Below are 15,727 nucleotides of genomic sequence, written 5' to 3' on the forward strand. Positions count from 1 at the left end.
GGCAGCTCCTACCGGGTTTGATGTACCTGTAGAAGCTTTCGAAGGCTGCGATTTTTTGATCTTGCAGCTACCCTCGTTTCGTCGCTTGCACCACAACTGTGCAGACGGACGGCACGCTCCTATGTATAGTGCCGGCCCTCTTCGCGTGAGCGGTCGTCGGTAACGAGGCCCAAACCCATGCGAAACCCCGAACTAATAACAACCCGCGAAATGGAACAGGGACGAACCTTCGACCCACCTGTTGTGCCACGCACAATCCGGTGTAACGCGATGTGTCGACCACCCAGTATTCGCACACACAAAAAATAGCGAGGAATAATCCATGCTCGAAGTCATCAACGACTTCCTCTCAGGGAAAGTACTGATCGTGCTCATTGTCGGGCTCGGTAGCTACTTCACGATCCGCTCGCGTTTCGTTCAGTTCCGCCATTTCTTTCACATGTTCGCGGTGTTCCGTGACAGCCTCAAAAGCAGCGCTGGCCAACTCAGTTCCTTCCAGGCCCTGATGCTCAGCCTTGCCGGCCGCGTCGGTGCGGGCAACATCGCTGGTGTCGGCATCGCCGTAACCCTGGGTGGCCCCGGCGCCGTGTTCTGGATGTGGGTGACCGCGCTGGTCGGCATGTCCAGCAGCTTCTTCGAATGCTCCCTCGGCCAGCTCTACAAGCGCTGCGACTCCGAAGGCCAGTTCCGTGGCGGCCCGTCGTTCTACATTCAGCACGGCCTGCAGAAACGCTGGTTGGGGATGATCATGGCGTTCCTGCTGCTGATCACCTTCGGCTTCGCCTTCAACGGTCTGCAAGCCCATGCCGTGACCCACTCGCTGAACAACGCGTTCGGCTTCGACACCACGTACACCGGGCTGGCCCTGGCGGTGTTGCTGGGTCTGGTGTTCATCGGCGGTATCAAGCGGATCGCCAAGGTCGCTGACCTGTTGGTACCGGTGAAAACCCTGGTGTACATCGGCGTGACCATCTACGTGATCGTGCTGCAGTTCGACCACGTTCCGGGCATGTTGATGACCATCGTCAAAAGCGCCTTCGGTCTGGACCCGGCGTTCGGCGGCCTGATCGGCAGTGCCATTGTCATGGGCGTGAAGCGCGGCGTGTTCGCCAACGAAGCAGGCCTGGGCAGTGCGCCGAACGTGGCCGCTGTGGCTTCGGTCGAGCACCCGGTCTCGCAAGGCGTGGTTCAAGCGTTCAGCGTGTTCCTCGACACCTTCGTGATCTGCACCTGCACCGCGTTGCTGATCCTGCTGTCGGGCTTCTACACCCCGGGCTTCGAAGGCGACGGTATTGCCCTGACCCAGAACTCCCTGGCCGCTGTGGTCGGTGACTGGGGCCGGATGTTCATCTCCGTGGCCCTGGCGTTGTTCGTGTTCACCTCGATCCTCTACAACTACTATCTGGGCGAAAACAACCTGCGCTTCATGGTCGGTGAAAACCGCAAGGCGCTGATTGGCTATCGCGCACTGGTACTGGTGTTGATCTTCTGGGGTGCCATCGAAAACCTCGGCACCGTGTTCGCATTCGCCGACATCACCATGACCATGCTGGCGTTTGTGAACCTGATCGCGCTGTTCCTGCTGTTCAAGGTCGGCATGCGCATCCTGCGTGACTACGATGACCAGCGTGCTGCCGGTATCAAGACCCCGGTGTTCGATTCGAGCAAGTTCCCGGATCTGGACCTGGACCTGAAAGCCTGGCCGGCCAATCCGCCAGCCGCCGCTGGCAAGACCGAAGCCGAGCCGCAAGGCGTACCTGCAGCGCAACGCTGATCGGTAAAAAACCGGGCGCATCCCCTGCGCCCGGCGTGACACAGCGTGCGACCGGCGTCATGCTCGGTCGTATGTTGTGGCAGCTTTTTTGATGCTGCCGTTTTGGTTCGAGCTTAAGACCACATCGCTGCCATCGCGAGCAGGCTCGCTCCCACATCGTTTTCGGAGAACCTCCATGAATTCCTCGACTTTTCCTGCTGCCCAGCACGTCATGGTGCTCTACACCGGCGGCACCATCGGCATGCAAGCCAGTGCCCACGGCCTGGCGCCGGCGTCCGGTTTCGAAGCGCGAATGCGCGAGTATCTGCACAGCCAACCTGAGCTGGTGGTGCCGCAGTGGCGCTTTCGCGAGATGTCGCCGCTGATCGACAGCGCCAACATGACGCCCGCCTACTGGCAGCAACTGCGTGAAGCAGTGGTCGACGCCGTTGATGTCCAGGGCTGCGACAGCGTGTTGATCCTGCATGGCACCGACACCCTGGCCTACAGCGCCGCGGCCATGAGCTTTCAGCTGCTCGGCCTGCATGCCCGCGTTGTGTTCACCGGCTCCATGTTGCCGGCCGGCGTGACCGACAGCGATGCCTGGGAAAACCTCAGCGGTGCGTTGGTTGCCCTTGGCCAAGGCCTGGCACCGGGCGTTCATCTGTACTTCCACGGTGAACTGCTCGACCCGACCCGTTGCGCCAAGGTTCGCAGTTTCGGTCGTCATCCGTTCAAGCGGCTGGAGCGTCAGGGTGGCGGCGTGAAAGCTTCATTGATTCCGTCACAACTGAACTACAACCAGCCGAAGCAACTGGCGAAGGTCGCGGCACTGCCGCTGTTTCCCGGTATCGGCGCTGAGCAACTGGATGGCCTGCTCAATAGCGGCATTCAGGGTCTGGTGCTGGAGTGTTATGGCAGCGGCACCGGGCCAAGCGACAACCCCGAGTTTCTCGCCAGCCTGGAACGGGCGCGAGACAACGGTGTGGTGGTGGTCGCGGTCACGCAATGTCATGAAGGTGGCGTGAAGCTCGACGTGTACGAGGCGGGCAGCCGCTTGCGTGACGCCGGTGTGTTGTCCGGTGGCGGCATGACTCGCGAGGCGGCGTTCGGCAAGTTGCATGGATTGCTGGGTGCAGGGCTTGAGACGGCTGAAGTTCGACGGTTGGTTGAGCTCGACCTGTGCGGAGAGCTAAACAACGACCTGACTCAAGACTGAACTAGCTTGCTGAGCATTACTTTGGCAAAAAATATAACCCTCCTTCTACTTCTTTGAGGGAGGGTTATAAGAGCACCAGCCCTATTACACTTTACCCACACTGAAAATGCCGCCTATCAGCTCTTCAACCGGCGCCCCAGTAAATTTAGCGCTCAAACTTCCGAAATACAGATTACCAACATCATCGCGGCTTACTTTTAGATTACCCTCATACCAAGAGAAAGATTGGCCTTGCTTCCAATATATTATGGATCCGTCCGAAGGACCCACTTCTTCTCCAAGATGATCTTTACTAACATTAACAGAAACACCATCCGTAAATTGCCCTCCAGTACCGGTGCCAAAGAATGCAGTCACAAAGAGCCCCGAATCACCAACCCTAAAAGCAGGGAAAGTGGTTTCCTCTCCATCTTTTTCGACCTTAAGCTCTCCTTTAGCTTCTTTGGCATCCTTTAAACATTTTACCCAATCTTCCTGATTTGAAATATTCATAAGTCGATCCCTTATCATTCAACAAAGTTACTACACGGCCGTATCAGACCGTAATTTACGCTAGCAAACAAATTCACACAGTCAATAAAAAATCGCAAAATTCTATAGTTAATTCACAACTTACAAACAAAGCGATGAATGGTACAGCTTCTCTCGAAAACCTATTACTTCTGACAGTAGCTCTATACTTTATTTCGTATTAACCTGTTCAGACACCAGTCTCTGCATCAGACTCACCAATAGATTTTTTAATCAGAGTAATCATTAATTTTAGGGAAAATTTTCAAATCACGTATTGGCGGCATATAACTTGCTATTTATCCCAGCCCCCAAGCTGGAACCGCTCATGCTCCACTCCCACCTCACCACCCTCAATGCCGTCTCCCTGGTGCTCAACACCTTCAAGGCTGAAGGCCTGTCCAGCGAGGCGTTACTGGCCGGCAGCGGCATCAGCGCGGCGGATCTGAGCCGGGCGGACACACGCATCACCACCAACCAGGAGATGCTGGTTTGCGCCAACGCCGTTGCGCTGCGCCGCGATATCGGCCTGGAATTGGGCCGGCGGATGCACGTTTCTTCCTACGGCATGCTCGGGTATGCCTTACTCACCAGCGCCACTTTAGGTGACGCCTTGCGGTTGGCGCTGCACTATCCGGCGCTCTTGGGAACACTCTTCGAGTTGAGCCTGGAGGAAGAGGACGAGCGCATCTGGCTCACCGCCGGCGACTATCGGGAAAATCCGGCGCTGGCGCCGTTCAATGTCGAGTTTTGCCTGGTCTCGATGAAAGTCACCTGCGAAGACTTGCTTGGCCACCCTTTGCCTCTGCTCGGCGCCCGCTTCGAACACCCGGCGCCGGACTATCAGACGCGCTACGCCGAGCGTTTCGACTGTCCCTTGCAGTTCGATGCTGTGTCCAATGCCTTTGCTTTCGACAAACGCTGGCTTGAACAACCGCTGCCTCTGGCCGACGCCATCACCCATCAGGCCATGACCGAGCGCTGTCGCAAACAAAACACCGAGTTCACCGGGCGTCAGGCCTGGCTCGGGCGTATCCGCCAACTACTCGCTGCGCAACTGAGCGCGGCACCGGGCCTGGACGGGCTGGCCGAACAGCTGAACTGCTCAGCGCGCACTCTGAGGCGACATCTGAAGGATCTGGGCTGCAGCTATCAGGAACTGCTCGATGAATTGCGCTTCGAGCAGGCCAAGCGAATGCTCTGCGAAGATCAATTGCCGATCTATCGGATTGCCGAGGCGTTGGGGTTCAGCGAGACCGCGAGTTTCCGACATGCGTTTGTGCGCTGGAGCGGCGTGGCGCCGAGCCAGTTTCGCCCCTGACAACCCAAACCCTGAGCGAGGCTTGCCCGCGAAGGCGTCTTCAAGAACGCCAAAAGCTTCGCGGGCAAGCCTCGCTCAGGGGTCGGATGCATCATTCGAGGGCACCGGCGTACCATTAAGGGGCGAATTTCGGTCAAATTTTTTGGCCATATCGATCCTCTTTTGGCCTTTCCTGCCGTTCTCCCAAACGCCGCCCGCCGCAAGACTGTGTGCAACCGAATCAGCCTGCGGAGAACAAGAATGCTGACGATCTACTCGGACGATCACCACTTGCATCACGGCCGTTGTGAACTGATGGACGGGCAATTGATGCCCTGCTTCGAAATGCCCTCGCGGGCCGACCATGTGCTGGCACGCGTACAGTACCGCCGTCTGGGCCCGGTCGAGGCGCCGCAGGACTTCGGTCTCGGGCCGATAGAGCGCATCCACAGCCGCGACTACCTCGACTTCTTCAAAGGCGCCTGGGCGCGCTGGACCGAATTCAATACCGACGGCGACTTGTTGCCTTACACCTGGCCCGCTCGCACGTTGCGCCGGATCATGCCCACCAGCCTGCACGGCCAGCTCGGCTATTACAGCTTCGATGGCGGCGCACCGATCACCGCCGGCACCTGGCAAGCGGCATATAGCGCGGCGCAAGTTGCGTTGACCGCTCAAGCGGTGATCCAGCGCGGCGCCCGCAGTGCCTTCGCCCTGTGCCGTCCACCGGGACACCATGCCGCCAGCGATTTGATGGGCGGTTATTGCTACCTCAACAACGCCGCCATCGCCGCTCAGGCATTCCTCGATCAAGGCCACAAAAAAGTCGCGATCCTCGATGTCGATTACCACCACGGCAACGGCACCCAATCGATTTTCTATGAACGCAGCGATGTGCTGTTCACCTCGATCCATGGCCATCCGCAAGCCGAGTTTCCGTTCTTTCTCGGTTACGAAGATGAACACGGTGAAGGCGCAGGCGAAGGGTTCAACTTCAACTACCCTTTGCCCGCCGGTTCAGGCTGGGACAGCTGGAGTGCAGCGCTGGAGCAGGCCTGCAAAGAGATCGAAAAGTACGGCGCCGACATCGTCGTCGTGTCCTTGGGCGTCGATACGTTCAAGGACGACCCGATCTCCCAATTCAAACTCGACAGCCCGGATTACCTGGCGATGGGCGCGCGCATCGCGGGCCTCGGCAAGCCGACACTGTTCGTGATGGAAGGCGGTTACGCGGTAGAAGAAATCGGCATCAATGCCGTGAACGTTCTCGAAGGTTTTGAACGCGCTCAATGAGGAATTAGAACAGATGAACCGACTCAAGCGTCTCGCTCCAATGCTATGCGCCACAGTGTTCAGTGGCGCCATTCACGCAGAAGAACGTACTTTGCGGGTGTACAACTGGTTCGACTACATCACCCCCAAAGCGCTGGAAGATTTCAAGGCCCAGAACACCCAGACCAAACTGGTCTACGACATCTTCGACACCAACGAAGCGCTCGAGGCCAAGTTGCTGACCGGCAACTCCGGCTACGACGTGGTGGTGCCATCCAACGTATTCCTCGCCAAGCAGATCGAAGCCGGGGTATTCCAGCCGCTGGACCGCAGCAAACTGCCGAACTGGAACCACCTCGATCCGAAGCTGATGAAGCTGATCGAAGCCAACGACCCGGGTAACAAATTCGCCGTGCCGTACATGTACGGGACCATCCTGATCGGCTTCAACCCGGACAAGGTCAAGGCGGCTTTGGGCGACAACGCACCGCTGGACAGCTGGGACCTGATCTTCAAGGAAGAGAACATCAGCAAGCTCAAACAGTGCGGCGTAGCCCTGCTCGACTCGCCATCGGAGATCCTGCCGCTGGCCCTGCAACACCTGGGCCTGGACCCCAACAGCAAGAAGCCGGCGGACTACGCCAAGGCTGAAGCGCTGCTGATGAAGATTCGCCCGTACATCACCTACTTCCATTCGTCCAAGTACATGGCCGACATTGCCAACGGTGACATCTGCGTGGCGGTCGGTTACTCCGGCAGCTTCTCCCAGGCCGCCAACCGCGCCAAGGAAGCCAAGAATGGCGTGATCGTCGACATGCGCCTGCCTAAAGAAGGCGCGCCGATCTGGTTCGACATGCTCGCCATTCCGAAAGGCGCGAAAAACCCGGAAGACGCCTACACCTTCATCAACTACTTGCTGCAACCCCAGGTGATCGCACCGGTCAGCGATTTCGTCGGCTACCCGAACCCGAACAAGGACGCCACGGAAATGGTCGATCCGGCAATCCGCAACAACCCGAACCTGTACCCGACCGAAGCAGCGATGAGCACGCTCTACACCCTGCAACCGTTGCCTCGCGATGCCGAACGGGCACGGACCCGCGCCTGGACCAAGATCAAGTCAGGGACCTGATCCGGGCGGCGCAGTTCACACCGGGAGCCAGACCTCTCTGAGCCTTGCCAGTGCCGATTCGATAGCCGTCTCCGGCACTGCGGCGAACCCCAGGACCAGCCCAGCTCGCTGGTCCTCGGGGAGCGTCGTGTCCGGCAGCCAATAACTGCTCAGTCCATTGACCTCCACCCCGACGCTGGTGGCTTGTTCGATCAATTCGCGCTCACGGGCCACGCTGTCGACACGTACCGTCAGGTGCAAACCGGCCGCCACACTGGGCAGCTTACCGACGCCCGGGATACCTCTAGGCCAGCCATCAAGCAAAACGTTACGCCGACTCAACGCAGCACGGCGCATACGCCGGATGTGTCGCTGGAAATGCCCGGCCGCCATGAACTCAGCCATGACCGCTTGAGTGCTGACCTCCGAGTGCCGCACGTCCACCGCACGACGCTGGGAGAACGCCTCAACCAATCCGGGCGGCAACACCAGGTAACCCAGTCTTAATGCCGGGAATGCGACCTTGCCGAACGTCCCGACATACAGCACCCGCCCCTGCCGGTCGAGTGCCGCCAACGGCGCCAGCGGTGCGCCGCTGTAGCGGTATTCGCCATCGTAGTCGTCCTCGACGATCCAGCCTTGGGTGCGTTCGGCCCAGGTCAATAATTCAAGGCGCCGCGCCAGACTCATGACCACTCCGGTCGGGTACTGATGCGACGGCGTGACGTAAGCCAATCGACAATCGCTGAGCCCCGCCAATTCGGTGCAATCAATCCCCTCGCTGTCCACCGCTATCCCGTGCAATCGCGCGCCGGCTACAGCGAACGCATGACCCGCCGCTCGATACCCCGGATTTTCAATGCCCACCCCGTCGCCAGGCTCCACCAGCAACTGTGCACAAAGGCTAATCCCCTGTTGCGCGCCACTGGTGATCACTATTTGCTCAGCGGAGCACTGCATGCCCCTCGAACTGCGCAAGTACGCAGCAATCAGCCCACGTAATCGTGCATCACCCGCAGGGTCGCCGTAACACAGTTGCTGTAAATCCGGCTTACGCCAGAAAGCCGCGTTCAGCTTGGCCCAGACCTCGAAAGGAAATAGATCAAAGGCCGGTACGCCGACACGAAATGCTCGAGGCGGACCACTGGGAGGCAAGGCCAAATGGTTCTTTTCAACCCGGCCCAAAGCACCGCTGTGGATAACTTTACTGGATGAAACCACAGGTAAATCCAGCCAATTTGTGGATAAGGCTGTGGGTAACCCTGTTGAAAACCCTGTGGATACTTTTGTGGATAATTTTTTTACCGGTACCGTGGCTTGAGGCAATTGCGCGACATAAGTCCCGTCGCCAACACGCCCCTCGATGAAGCCCTCAGCGTAAAGCTGATCGTAGGCACGGACCACGCTGTTGCGGGAAATCGATAACGCCGCCGCCAGATCGCGACTGGCCGGCAGTCGTGTGCCGCTGGTCAATCGTCCGTCGAGCACACGCATTCGCAACGCTTGATAGAGCTGACGACTCAGACCTTGGCGGCGGTCGAGTTCGATACCCGCCGGATTGAACGACGAGGGAAGCGGCGGATTCGGCATGGTAATGGACCTATTAAATTGGTCATTAATGGCTCTTACAACAGACCATTAGCCTGCCTAGGATGCAGACATTCGCCAAGGAAAATTTCCATGTACACGCCCAGCAATTTCGCCATCGATGATTTGAATGAACTGCATCAGCAGATACTCGGCACTCGCCTGGCGGTCTTGGTCACCCGGGGTGAACAGGGCCTGCAAGCCAGTCATCTGCCGCTGCTGCTGAATGTTGACCAAGGCCCGAATGGCACCCTCTACGGGCACCTCGCCCGGGCCAACCCTCAATGGCGGGAATTGCAGAACGGCGCCGAGGCGCTGGTGATTTTTGCGGGTGCGGATGCTTACGTCAGCCCGGGGTTTTACCCGAGTAAAGCCGAGCATGGGAAAGTTGTGCCAACCTGGAACTACGTCGCCGTACACGCCTATGGCATGGCCGAAGTTTTCACCGACGCCGATCGGTTGCGCAATCTGGTCAGCGCCCTGACCGATCGTCATGAAGCGGGCCGTGCTAATCCGTGGAAAGTCGCCGATGCCCCCACCGACTACATTGACGGGATGCTCAAAGCCATCGTCGGTTTTGCCTTGCCGATCCAGCGTCTGGAGGGCAAACGCAAGCTCAGCCAGAACCGCAATGCTGCAGACATCGCCGGTGTGCGCGAGGGGCTGTCCGCCAGCCCTGATGTGCATGACCAGGCCCTCGCCCACTTGATGCGTTAAGGAACCCACATGAGTCAGATCGACATCCGCCAGGTCACCGCCGACGATCACGCCGCCTGGCTGCCGTTGTGGCAAGCCTACTTGCGCTTCTACAACACCGAACTGCCCGACGCTGTCACCCGGAGCACCTGGCAGCGCCTGCTCGACCCGAGCGAACCGACCCACGGGGCGCTGGCCTGGGCCGATGGCAAAGCGGTGGGCATGGTGCATTTCATCTACCACCGCTCGAACTGGAGTATCGAAAACTCCTGCTACCTGCAAGATTTACTGGTGACGCCCGAAACCCGTGGCACCGGTGTCGGTCGGCAACTGATCGAATTCGTCTACACCACGGCCAAGGCCGATGGCTGCTGCAAGGTTCATTGGTTGACCCACGAAACCAACGCCACCGCGATCCAGCTCTATGAGCGTATCGCCGAGCGTCCCGGTTTCATCCAGTTTCGCCACGCCCTATAAGGTTCAAGGAGAGCAGCATGTCGACTTCACTCGCGGACTGGAAAGGCGTTCCGCCGCCCTCGGTTCAACTGATCGAAGGGCGTTTCATCCGCCTGGAAAAACTTGACCCGGCGCGTCACGCCGACGGCTTGTGGAAAGCCCTTGAAGGCCCGGGCTCGGATCCGAAACTCTGGGACTATTTGCCTTACGGTCCTTTCCCGGAGCGCAGCGCGTTCAACGATTGGCTGAACAACCACGCGGCCAACAGCGACCCGTATTTCTTCACGGTGATCGACCGCGCCAGCGGCGACGTGCAGGGTATCCTCAGCCTGATGTCGATTGTGCCTTCTCAGGGTCGCATCGAGATCGGCCATGTGACCTTCGGCGCACCGATGCAACGTTCACCAAAAAGCACCGAGGCGGTTTACCTGCTGGCCAGGGAATCCTTTGCCTTGGGTTACCGGCGTCTGGAATGGAAGTGCAACAACGGCAATGCCCGTTCCAAGTATGCGGCGGAGCGGTTGGGGTTCAGTTTTGAAGGGGTGTTCCGCCAGCACATGGTGGTCAAGGGACAGAACCGTGACACGGCGTGGTATTCGATTCTGGATTCGGAGTGGCCGGCGATTGGCGCGGGGTTCGAGCGGTGGCTGTCCGATGAGAACCAGACGGAATCGGGGCAGGTGAAAACCCTGGTGGAGTGCCGCACCAGATGATCGTTCCCACGCTCCTGCGTGGGAATGCAGCCACGGATGCTCTGCGTTCGATCCGGAAGGCGACGCAGAGCGTCGCGGGATGCGTTCCTTTGCTGCGCGTGGGAATGATCTTTCAAACCAGTTTCTGGGCGAGCACTGCAATATGCTCCGGCCCGATCCCGCAGCAACCGCCCAAATGGCTGGCCCCACGCTTCTGCCAATCGGCCGCCCATTGCAGATAACCCGGCGGGTCGAGATCGTCGCGCAACGGGTCCAGCCCGTCATTGGCCGTGGCCTCTTTCGGCTGCGGCGGGAAGGCATTGGCGTATGCGCCGATGTGAATCTTCACACCCAAGCGTTCGAAGGTTTCCCGCGCCGCATCAATCGCCACGCCGATCACTTCCGGCTGGCTGCAGTTGAACAGCAATGTCTCGACGCCCAACTCAGCCGCCACCGCGGCAGCCTCAGCCACCGGCTCACCGGAACGCAGACGCGGCACTTCGTCGGTGTCTTCATCCTTCAGGGTAAACGACAGCCAGAGCGGCTTGCCGTCCTTCGGCAGCCCGGCATGGATCGCCCGTGCCTCGATAATCGAGCTCTGGGTTTCGGCCAGCCACAGGTCGACATGAGGCGCCAGGCCATTGACCAGAGGCGTCAGCAGTTCAGTCACCCGCGCAGCATCGAACAGGTCCGGGCGATAGGAGCCGAACAACGGTGGCAATGAACCGGCCACGCGCACCGGTTTGCCCGCCGCATCGACTGCACGACGGGCCAGCTCACCGGCCAATGCCGCGAGCGCCTGGCCCTCAGCGGCAAAACGCTCTTCGCCAATATGGAACGGCACCACCGCATAACTGTTGCTGGTGATCACGTTGGCACCGCTTTCGATGTAAGCCGCATGCACGGCCTCCACGGCTTGCGGCGCTTCGCTCAAAGCTAGCGCGGACCATTCAGGTTGCCTGAACGGCGCCCCTCGGCGTTGCAGCTCACGACCCATGCCGCCATCCAGAATTACCGTGCTGCCTGCGCCCATATGCTTTTCACTCATAAGCTTATGAAAATAACTCACTATCAGAGTCGTTCTTATAACTATTTAATACGCACCACCCGGTTAATAACAACCTCTTTTTTTTTCAGGGATCAACTGTGAAATTTCAACCACTGCTGGCCCTGGGCCTGACGATTTTGGCTGCCTCTACCCAAGCCTTTGCGGGCGCCACTCTGGATCGCATCGAGAAAAAGAAAGAACTGGTGGGTGTGTTGATGGAAAGCTATCCGCCCTTCTCATTCCTCAACGATCAAAACCAGCTCGACGGTTTCGACGTCGACGTGGCCAAGGCCGTGGCGGACAAACTGGGCGTCAAGCTGCGCCTTGAAACACCTTCTTGGGATGTGATCGCTGCCGGTCGCTGGAGCGGGCGTTATGACATCTGCATCTGCTCCATGACCCCGAGCAAAGCCCGCGCCGAAGTCTTCGACTTCCCGGTCGAGTACTACGCCTCCCCTGCTGTAATCGTGGTCAACGCCAAGGACAACAGCATTCACAGCGCCAAGGACCTGAGCGGCAAAAAAGTCGGCCTCACCAGCGCCTCCAGTTATGAAAGCTACCTGAACAAAAACCTGGTGATCGAAGGTGCCGAAGATACCCAACTGCAGTACCCGTTCGAGAATGTGCAGATCGCCCCGTATGACACCGACAACGTCGCGTTCCAGGATTTGGGCCTGGGCGCTGGCGTGCGTCTGGACGCGATCCTCACGAACCTGGTGACCGCGCAACCACGCCTGAACGAAGACAAACGCTTCAAACTCGCCGGTGACCCGCTGTACTCGGAGCCAAACTCGGTGGCCATCGAAAAAGGCGACGCCCAGTGGGACGCCAAAGTACGTGATGTGTTTGCCCAGTTGAAACAGGACGGCACCTTGAGCAAGCTGTCGCAAAAATGGATCGGCGCCGACATCAGCAAATGACTTCTTTCCCCAAACCACCTCAGCCGCCGCAACCGGTGGCTGAGTCATTACTGCAACGGGTCTTCGGTTTCCGCACACGGCTGTACCTGACCTGGGCGGCGATGTTCGGCTTGTTCGCGAGTTTCTTCCTGAGCTTCGACCTGAAGTTCTCGATCATCCTCGACAAACTGCCGAACCTGATCGGCCTGCACCTGGCGCCCAACGGCTTTCTACAAGGCGCGGCGCTGACGTTGTTCTTGTGCCTGTGCTCGATCGTGACGTCTTCGCTGTTGGGCTTCATCACGGCTTTGGCACGGCTGTCGAAAAGCGCGGTGGCGTTCGGTATTGCGAGCTTCTATGCCTCGTTCTTTCGCGGCACACCGCTGCTGATTCAGATTCTGCTGATTTACCTCGGCTTGCCACAACTCGGCATCGTGCCCGGCGCCATCGCCGCTGGCATCATCGCCCTGTCACTGAACTACGGCGCCTACCTGAGCGAAATCTTCCGCGCCGGCATCCTCGGCGTCCCCCATGGCCAACGCGAAGCATCATTGGCCCTGGGCATGCGCGAAACCGTGATCTTCTGGCGCGTCACCCTGCCCCAAGCCATGCGCACCATCATCCCGCCCACCACCAACCAGTTCATCTCCATGCTCAAGGACTCGTCACTGATTTCGGTGATGGGGGTTTGGGAAGTGATGTTCCTGGCGCAGTCGTATGGGCGCTCGAGCTATCGCTATATCGAAATGCTGACGACGGCGGCGGTGATTTATTGGGTGATGTCGATTGGGCTGGAGCTGATTCAGGCGCGGATGGAGCGGCATTATGGGAAGGCGTATTTGAGCCGTAGTTAGCGAAAGGAAGATGAGTTTCCGAGGTGCGATAGCCGACCGTTTCTCGATTTGTTGTAAGAAAAAGCGTCTGTCCGAACGGATAAAAACAACCTTCCTCAGGAGGCTGGCAATTTTCTACACAACCTTCTGACAACCCCCGCAAACCCGTCAGAAGCAGCTGACATCGGTACCTATAGCCTCCCTCTTAGAGTTGGCCTCCTTTCAAAAGAGGCCGTACTCGATGCCCGCTCAACACAAATACCGCCCGAAACACCTGGCGTTGGCCATTGCGTTTGCAGTGGGTTGCGCAGAATTTACAAACGCCCAAGAACTACCAGAGCATGCTGAACCGACGGGCCTCACTGAGGCAACCAAGCGGCCGGAATCTATACCGAACCCGTTTTCCCGGCTCCAAGCCTTTATCAATGCGGACAGCACCTTCAAAAAGGAGATTGATTCGCCCCAACCTGCTCGGCGAGGTATTTCTGTGAGACCGGAAGACAGAGATGACCTCATCATCGTCAAGAATGGTGGAAGCTTCGAAGGTCGGGTCGATGGCGGCAAAGGAACCAACGTCATACAACTTATTGGTACCGACGGTGGCCAATTGGGGAACACCCGCAACTTCAACGGTCTGTATGTTTCCCAAGGTTCTTGGACGTTGACCAGCACAGGAGATTTTCACGAAGGTGTGTTGGTGCTGAATGACGGGATACTGACCAATAAAGGAGAAATCGAAGGCGGAGCGATTGCAGCCGGAATGCTCTTCAACAACGGCGATATAAAGGGCCATGTGGACGTCTACGAGGAAGGTACTTTTGCAGGAGCAGGCACCATTGCTAGCCTGGATGTGCAGGGGCGTCTCACCGTCAACAGCTTGCATGGCGCCCCAAAGGTCAAAGGTGACTTGAATCTCTCCAAGACCGCTGTACTCGCCTATGAGGTCAATCCCGACGGCCGTCACGAAACGATCAAAGTCGACGGTACCGCCCGCCTCAGCGGTGCAACCCTGAAAATCGTCGCAGCATCGGGTGACTATCCGCAAACCACCCAGTACACCATCATCGAGGCCGACAAGGTCGATGGGCATTTCGGCAATATTGAAAACAATCTCGCATTCATGACGGCCACCCCGGACTACGGCGACGAAAAGGCCGTCCGCCTGACCTACGCTCGCAACGAAGTGACTTTCGAGAGTCTCGCGACGAACGAAAACGGTCGGGAACTCGCCCGCAGTATTGAAGAGCCCAAAGCCAGTCCGACGGCGCAGACACCTCCCAATACCGCTAACGCCGCTGTCACGGCCCTGCTCGCCTCCACCACCGAAACAGCCTCCCAGGCCATCAACCAACTGGACGGCGCCAACAACGCCAACCTTGCGAAAGCGACCCTGAACAGTGACAGCCCAATCAGCGCAACCATGCTCTCGGCCATGCGCCAGCTGGACAGCGCCCGTAGCTACAGCAATTCCACCAGGCGCAATGCACCACGCCTGGCCGCCGGCAGCGAAGACAATGGCCGAGTCTGGCTTCAAGCATTGGGTCACGGCGGGACGCTGGATCGCGACTATGACGCTCTGAAACACACAACCCACGGTCTGGTCCTGGGAGCTGATTGGGGCATCGATGAGGAATGGCGCATCGGGGTGATGAGCGGCAAATCCGAAACGCGCCTGGACAGCCGCGGACTCGACGGCGATCTCGACAGCTGGCATTTGGGAGCTTATACCCTACGTCAAAACGGACCGATGTCCCTGCGCCTGGGTGCGACCTACAGCAGTCACGATGGCAGCACTAAACGCCGGGTTGCCTTCAAAGGTTTCAGCGACCGCCCCGAAGGCCGTTACGGTGCCAACACCCAGCAAGCCTTTGCGGAATTGGGTTACAACCTGGGGCGGGCGAACATCAGCATCGAACCGTTTGCCAGCCTGGGCTACCAGCGCTATCAGCGCGACGCCTACACGGAAAAAGGTGGCGCAGCGGCGCTGAAGGTACACGGTCAAACGCAGAACAATTTAAACAGCACATTCGGCCTGCGGCTGGCGAAGCTCAACACTCTGGATAACGGCATGCAACTGACGCCACGGTTCAGTGCCAGCTGGAAACACACTTACGGGGACGTCTACAGCGATACTCGCCAACGATTGGTTACGGGCGGAAAAAACTTCACCGTTTCCGGTGCGCCGCTGGATCGTGACAGTCTGCTGGTCGATGCAGCGCTGGACCTTGGATTGTCAGCAAAACACACCTTGGGCGTCGGTCTCTCTGGCGAGATCGGCACCGACAGCCGCAACCACGGCGTGACGGGGCAATGGCGAATGAGTTTCTAACAGCCACAAACCCGGGGCGAAA

14 protein-coding genes are annotated in these 15,727 nt (G+C 58.6%); 11 read left to right on the forward strand and 3 right to left on the reverse strand.

Translation table 11 applies throughout. The features are described 5' to 3' along the window. The first annotated feature begins 322 nt into the window (after positions 1-322). Both PSH88_RS29925 and PSH88_RS29930 read left to right on the forward strand, forming a co-directional pair. Positions 323-1,774 carry an alanine/glycine:cation symporter family protein gene (locus PSH88_RS29925; RefSeq protein WP_305424331.1) on the forward strand — a complete coding sequence of 484 codons (1,452 nt, stop codon included), beginning with the start codon at positions 323-325 and terminating at the stop codon, positions 1,772-1,774. 175 nt (positions 1,775-1,949) lie between these two features. After that, positions 1,950-2,972, forward strand: a complete 1,023-nt coding sequence (locus PSH88_RS29930; RefSeq protein WP_305483436.1) for an asparaginase — start codon at positions 1,950-1,952, stop codon at positions 2,970-2,972. 84 nt (positions 2,973-3,056) lie between these two features. Here PSH88_RS29930 and PSH88_RS29935 read toward each other — a convergent pair whose 3' ends face one another. Further along, a complete protein-coding gene (locus PSH88_RS29935) occupies positions 3,057-3,464 on the reverse strand; it encodes a hypothetical protein (protein ID WP_305424332.1) in 408 nt (135 codons plus the stop codon). 346 nt (positions 3,465-3,810) lie between these two features. Between PSH88_RS29935 and PSH88_RS29940 the strand changes: the two genes are divergently transcribed. From PSH88_RS29940 to PSH88_RS29950, 3 genes are all read left to right on the forward strand, one after another. After that, the gene (locus tag PSH88_RS29940) at positions 3,811-4,803 is read left to right on the forward strand and encodes an AraC family transcriptional regulator (RefSeq protein WP_305424333.1); all 993 of its coding nucleotides are present in this window, start codon (positions 3,811-3,813) and stop codon (positions 4,801-4,803) included. A gap of 240 nt (positions 4,804-5,043) precedes the next feature. After that, entirely contained in the window at positions 5,044-6,075 is a 1,032-nt protein-coding gene (locus PSH88_RS29945; protein WP_305424334.1) for a histone deacetylase family protein, read from the forward strand. Positions 6,076-6,088: 13 nt separating this feature from the next. Then, on the forward strand, positions 6,089-7,186 hold the full coding sequence (locus PSH88_RS29950; protein WP_305424335.1) for a polyamine ABC transporter substrate-binding protein: 1,098 nt from the start codon (positions 6,089-6,091) through the stop codon (positions 7,184-7,186). Between the two features lie 15 nt (positions 7,187-7,201). Here PSH88_RS29950 and pdxR read toward each other — a convergent pair whose 3' ends face one another. Next, a complete protein-coding gene (gene pdxR, locus PSH88_RS29955) occupies positions 7,202-8,755 on the reverse strand; it encodes a MocR-like pyridoxine biosynthesis transcription factor PdxR (protein WP_305424336.1) in 1,554 nt (517 codons plus the stop codon). Positions 8,756-8,845: 90 nt separating this feature from the next. Here pdxR and PSH88_RS29960 point away from each other — a divergent pair, with 90 nt between their 5' ends. The 3 genes from PSH88_RS29960 to PSH88_RS29970 are packed head-to-tail and all read left to right on the forward strand — an operon-like array spanning position 8,846 to position 10,617. Beyond that, the gene (locus PSH88_RS29960) at positions 8,846-9,469 is read left to right on the forward strand and encodes an FMN-binding negative transcriptional regulator (RefSeq protein ID WP_305424337.1); all 624 of its coding nucleotides are present in this window, start codon (positions 8,846-8,848) and stop codon (positions 9,467-9,469) included. A 9-nt stretch (positions 9,470-9,478) separates the two neighbouring features. Beyond that, positions 9,479-9,925 carry a GNAT family N-acetyltransferase gene (locus tag PSH88_RS29965; RefSeq protein ID WP_305424338.1) on the forward strand — a complete coding sequence of 149 codons (447 nt, stop codon included), beginning with the start codon at positions 9,479-9,481 and terminating at the stop codon, positions 9,923-9,925. A gap of 17 nt (positions 9,926-9,942) precedes the next feature. Continuing rightward, positions 9,943-10,617, forward strand: coding sequence for a GNAT family N-acetyltransferase (locus PSH88_RS29970; protein ID WP_305424339.1), 675 nt, complete (start codon positions 9,943-9,945; stop codon positions 10,615-10,617). 112 nt (positions 10,618-10,729) lie between these two features. Here the strand turns inward: PSH88_RS29970 and PSH88_RS29975 are convergent, their stop codons facing one another. Then, on the reverse strand, positions 10,730-11,629 hold the full coding sequence (locus PSH88_RS29975; RefSeq protein WP_305424340.1) for a homocysteine S-methyltransferase family protein: 900 nt from the start codon (positions 11,627-11,629) through the stop codon (positions 10,730-10,732). Positions 11,630-11,742: 113 nt separating this feature from the next. On the opposite strand from PSH88_RS29975, the gene PSH88_RS29980 reads away from it, so the two are divergent. The 3 genes from PSH88_RS29980 (at position 11,743) to PSH88_RS29990 (ending at position 15,705) form a co-directional block, all read left to right on the forward strand. Next, complete coding sequence (locus PSH88_RS29980) at positions 11,743-12,564, forward strand: ABC transporter substrate-binding protein (protein ID WP_305424341.1); 822 nt, start codon at positions 11,743-11,745, stop codon at positions 12,562-12,564. Further along, on the forward strand, positions 12,561-13,397 hold the full coding sequence (locus PSH88_RS29985; protein WP_305424342.1) for an amino acid ABC transporter permease: 837 nt from the start codon (positions 12,561-12,563) through the stop codon (positions 13,395-13,397). Before PSH88_RS29980 ends, PSH88_RS29985 begins: the two co-directional genes overlap by 4 nt. A gap of 220 nt (positions 13,398-13,617) precedes the next feature. Beyond that, on the forward strand, positions 13,618-15,705 hold the full coding sequence (locus PSH88_RS29990; RefSeq protein WP_305424343.1) for an autotransporter outer membrane beta-barrel domain-containing protein: 2,088 nt from the start codon (positions 13,618-13,620) through the stop codon (positions 15,703-15,705). Positions 15,706-15,727 lie beyond the last annotated feature (22 nt).

The sequence above is a fragment of the Pseudomonas wuhanensis genome (genome assembly GCF_030687395.1).
GTDB classification, from domain to species: Bacteria; Pseudomonadota; Gammaproteobacteria; order Pseudomonadales; family Pseudomonadaceae; genus Aquipseudomonas; species Aquipseudomonas wuhanensis.

Coding starts and splice junctions, on each gene's coding strand:
- PSH88_RS29925 (WP_305424331.1), top strand. CDS start 323: ATGCTCGAAGTCATCAACGACTTCCTCTCAGGGAAAGTACTGATCGTG.
- PSH88_RS29930 (WP_305483436.1), top strand. CDS start 1,950: ATGAATTCCTCGACTTTTCCTGCTGCCCAGCACGTCATGGTGCTCTAC.
- PSH88_RS29935 (WP_305424332.1), bottom strand. CDS start 3,464: ATGAATATTTCAAATCAGGAAGATTGGGTAAAATGTTTAAAGGATGCC.
- PSH88_RS29940 (WP_305424333.1), top strand. CDS start 3,811: ATGCTCCACTCCCACCTCACCACCCTCAATGCCGTCTCCCTGGTGCTC.
- PSH88_RS29945 (WP_305424334.1), top strand. CDS start 5,044: ATGCTGACGATCTACTCGGACGATCACCACTTGCATCACGGCCGTTGT.
- PSH88_RS29950 (WP_305424335.1), top strand. CDS start 6,089: ATGAACCGACTCAAGCGTCTCGCTCCAATGCTATGCGCCACAGTGTTC.
- pdxR (WP_305424336.1), bottom strand. CDS start 8,755: ATGCCGAATCCGCCGCTTCCCTCGTCGTTCAATCCGGCGGGTATCGAA.
- PSH88_RS29960 (WP_305424337.1), top strand. CDS start 8,846: ATGTACACGCCCAGCAATTTCGCCATCGATGATTTGAATGAACTGCAT.
- PSH88_RS29965 (WP_305424338.1), top strand. CDS start 9,479: ATGAGTCAGATCGACATCCGCCAGGTCACCGCCGACGATCACGCCGCC.
- PSH88_RS29970 (WP_305424339.1), top strand. CDS start 9,943: ATGTCGACTTCACTCGCGGACTGGAAAGGCGTTCCGCCGCCCTCGGTT.
- PSH88_RS29975 (WP_305424340.1), bottom strand. CDS start 11,629: ATGGGCGCAGGCAGCACGGTAATTCTGGATGGCGGCATGGGTCGTGAG.
- PSH88_RS29985 (WP_305424342.1), top strand. CDS start 12,561: ATGACTTCTTTCCCCAAACCACCTCAGCCGCCGCAACCGGTGGCTGAG.
- PSH88_RS29990 (WP_305424343.1), top strand. CDS start 13,618: ATGCCCGCTCAACACAAATACCGCCCGAAACACCTGGCGTTGGCCATT.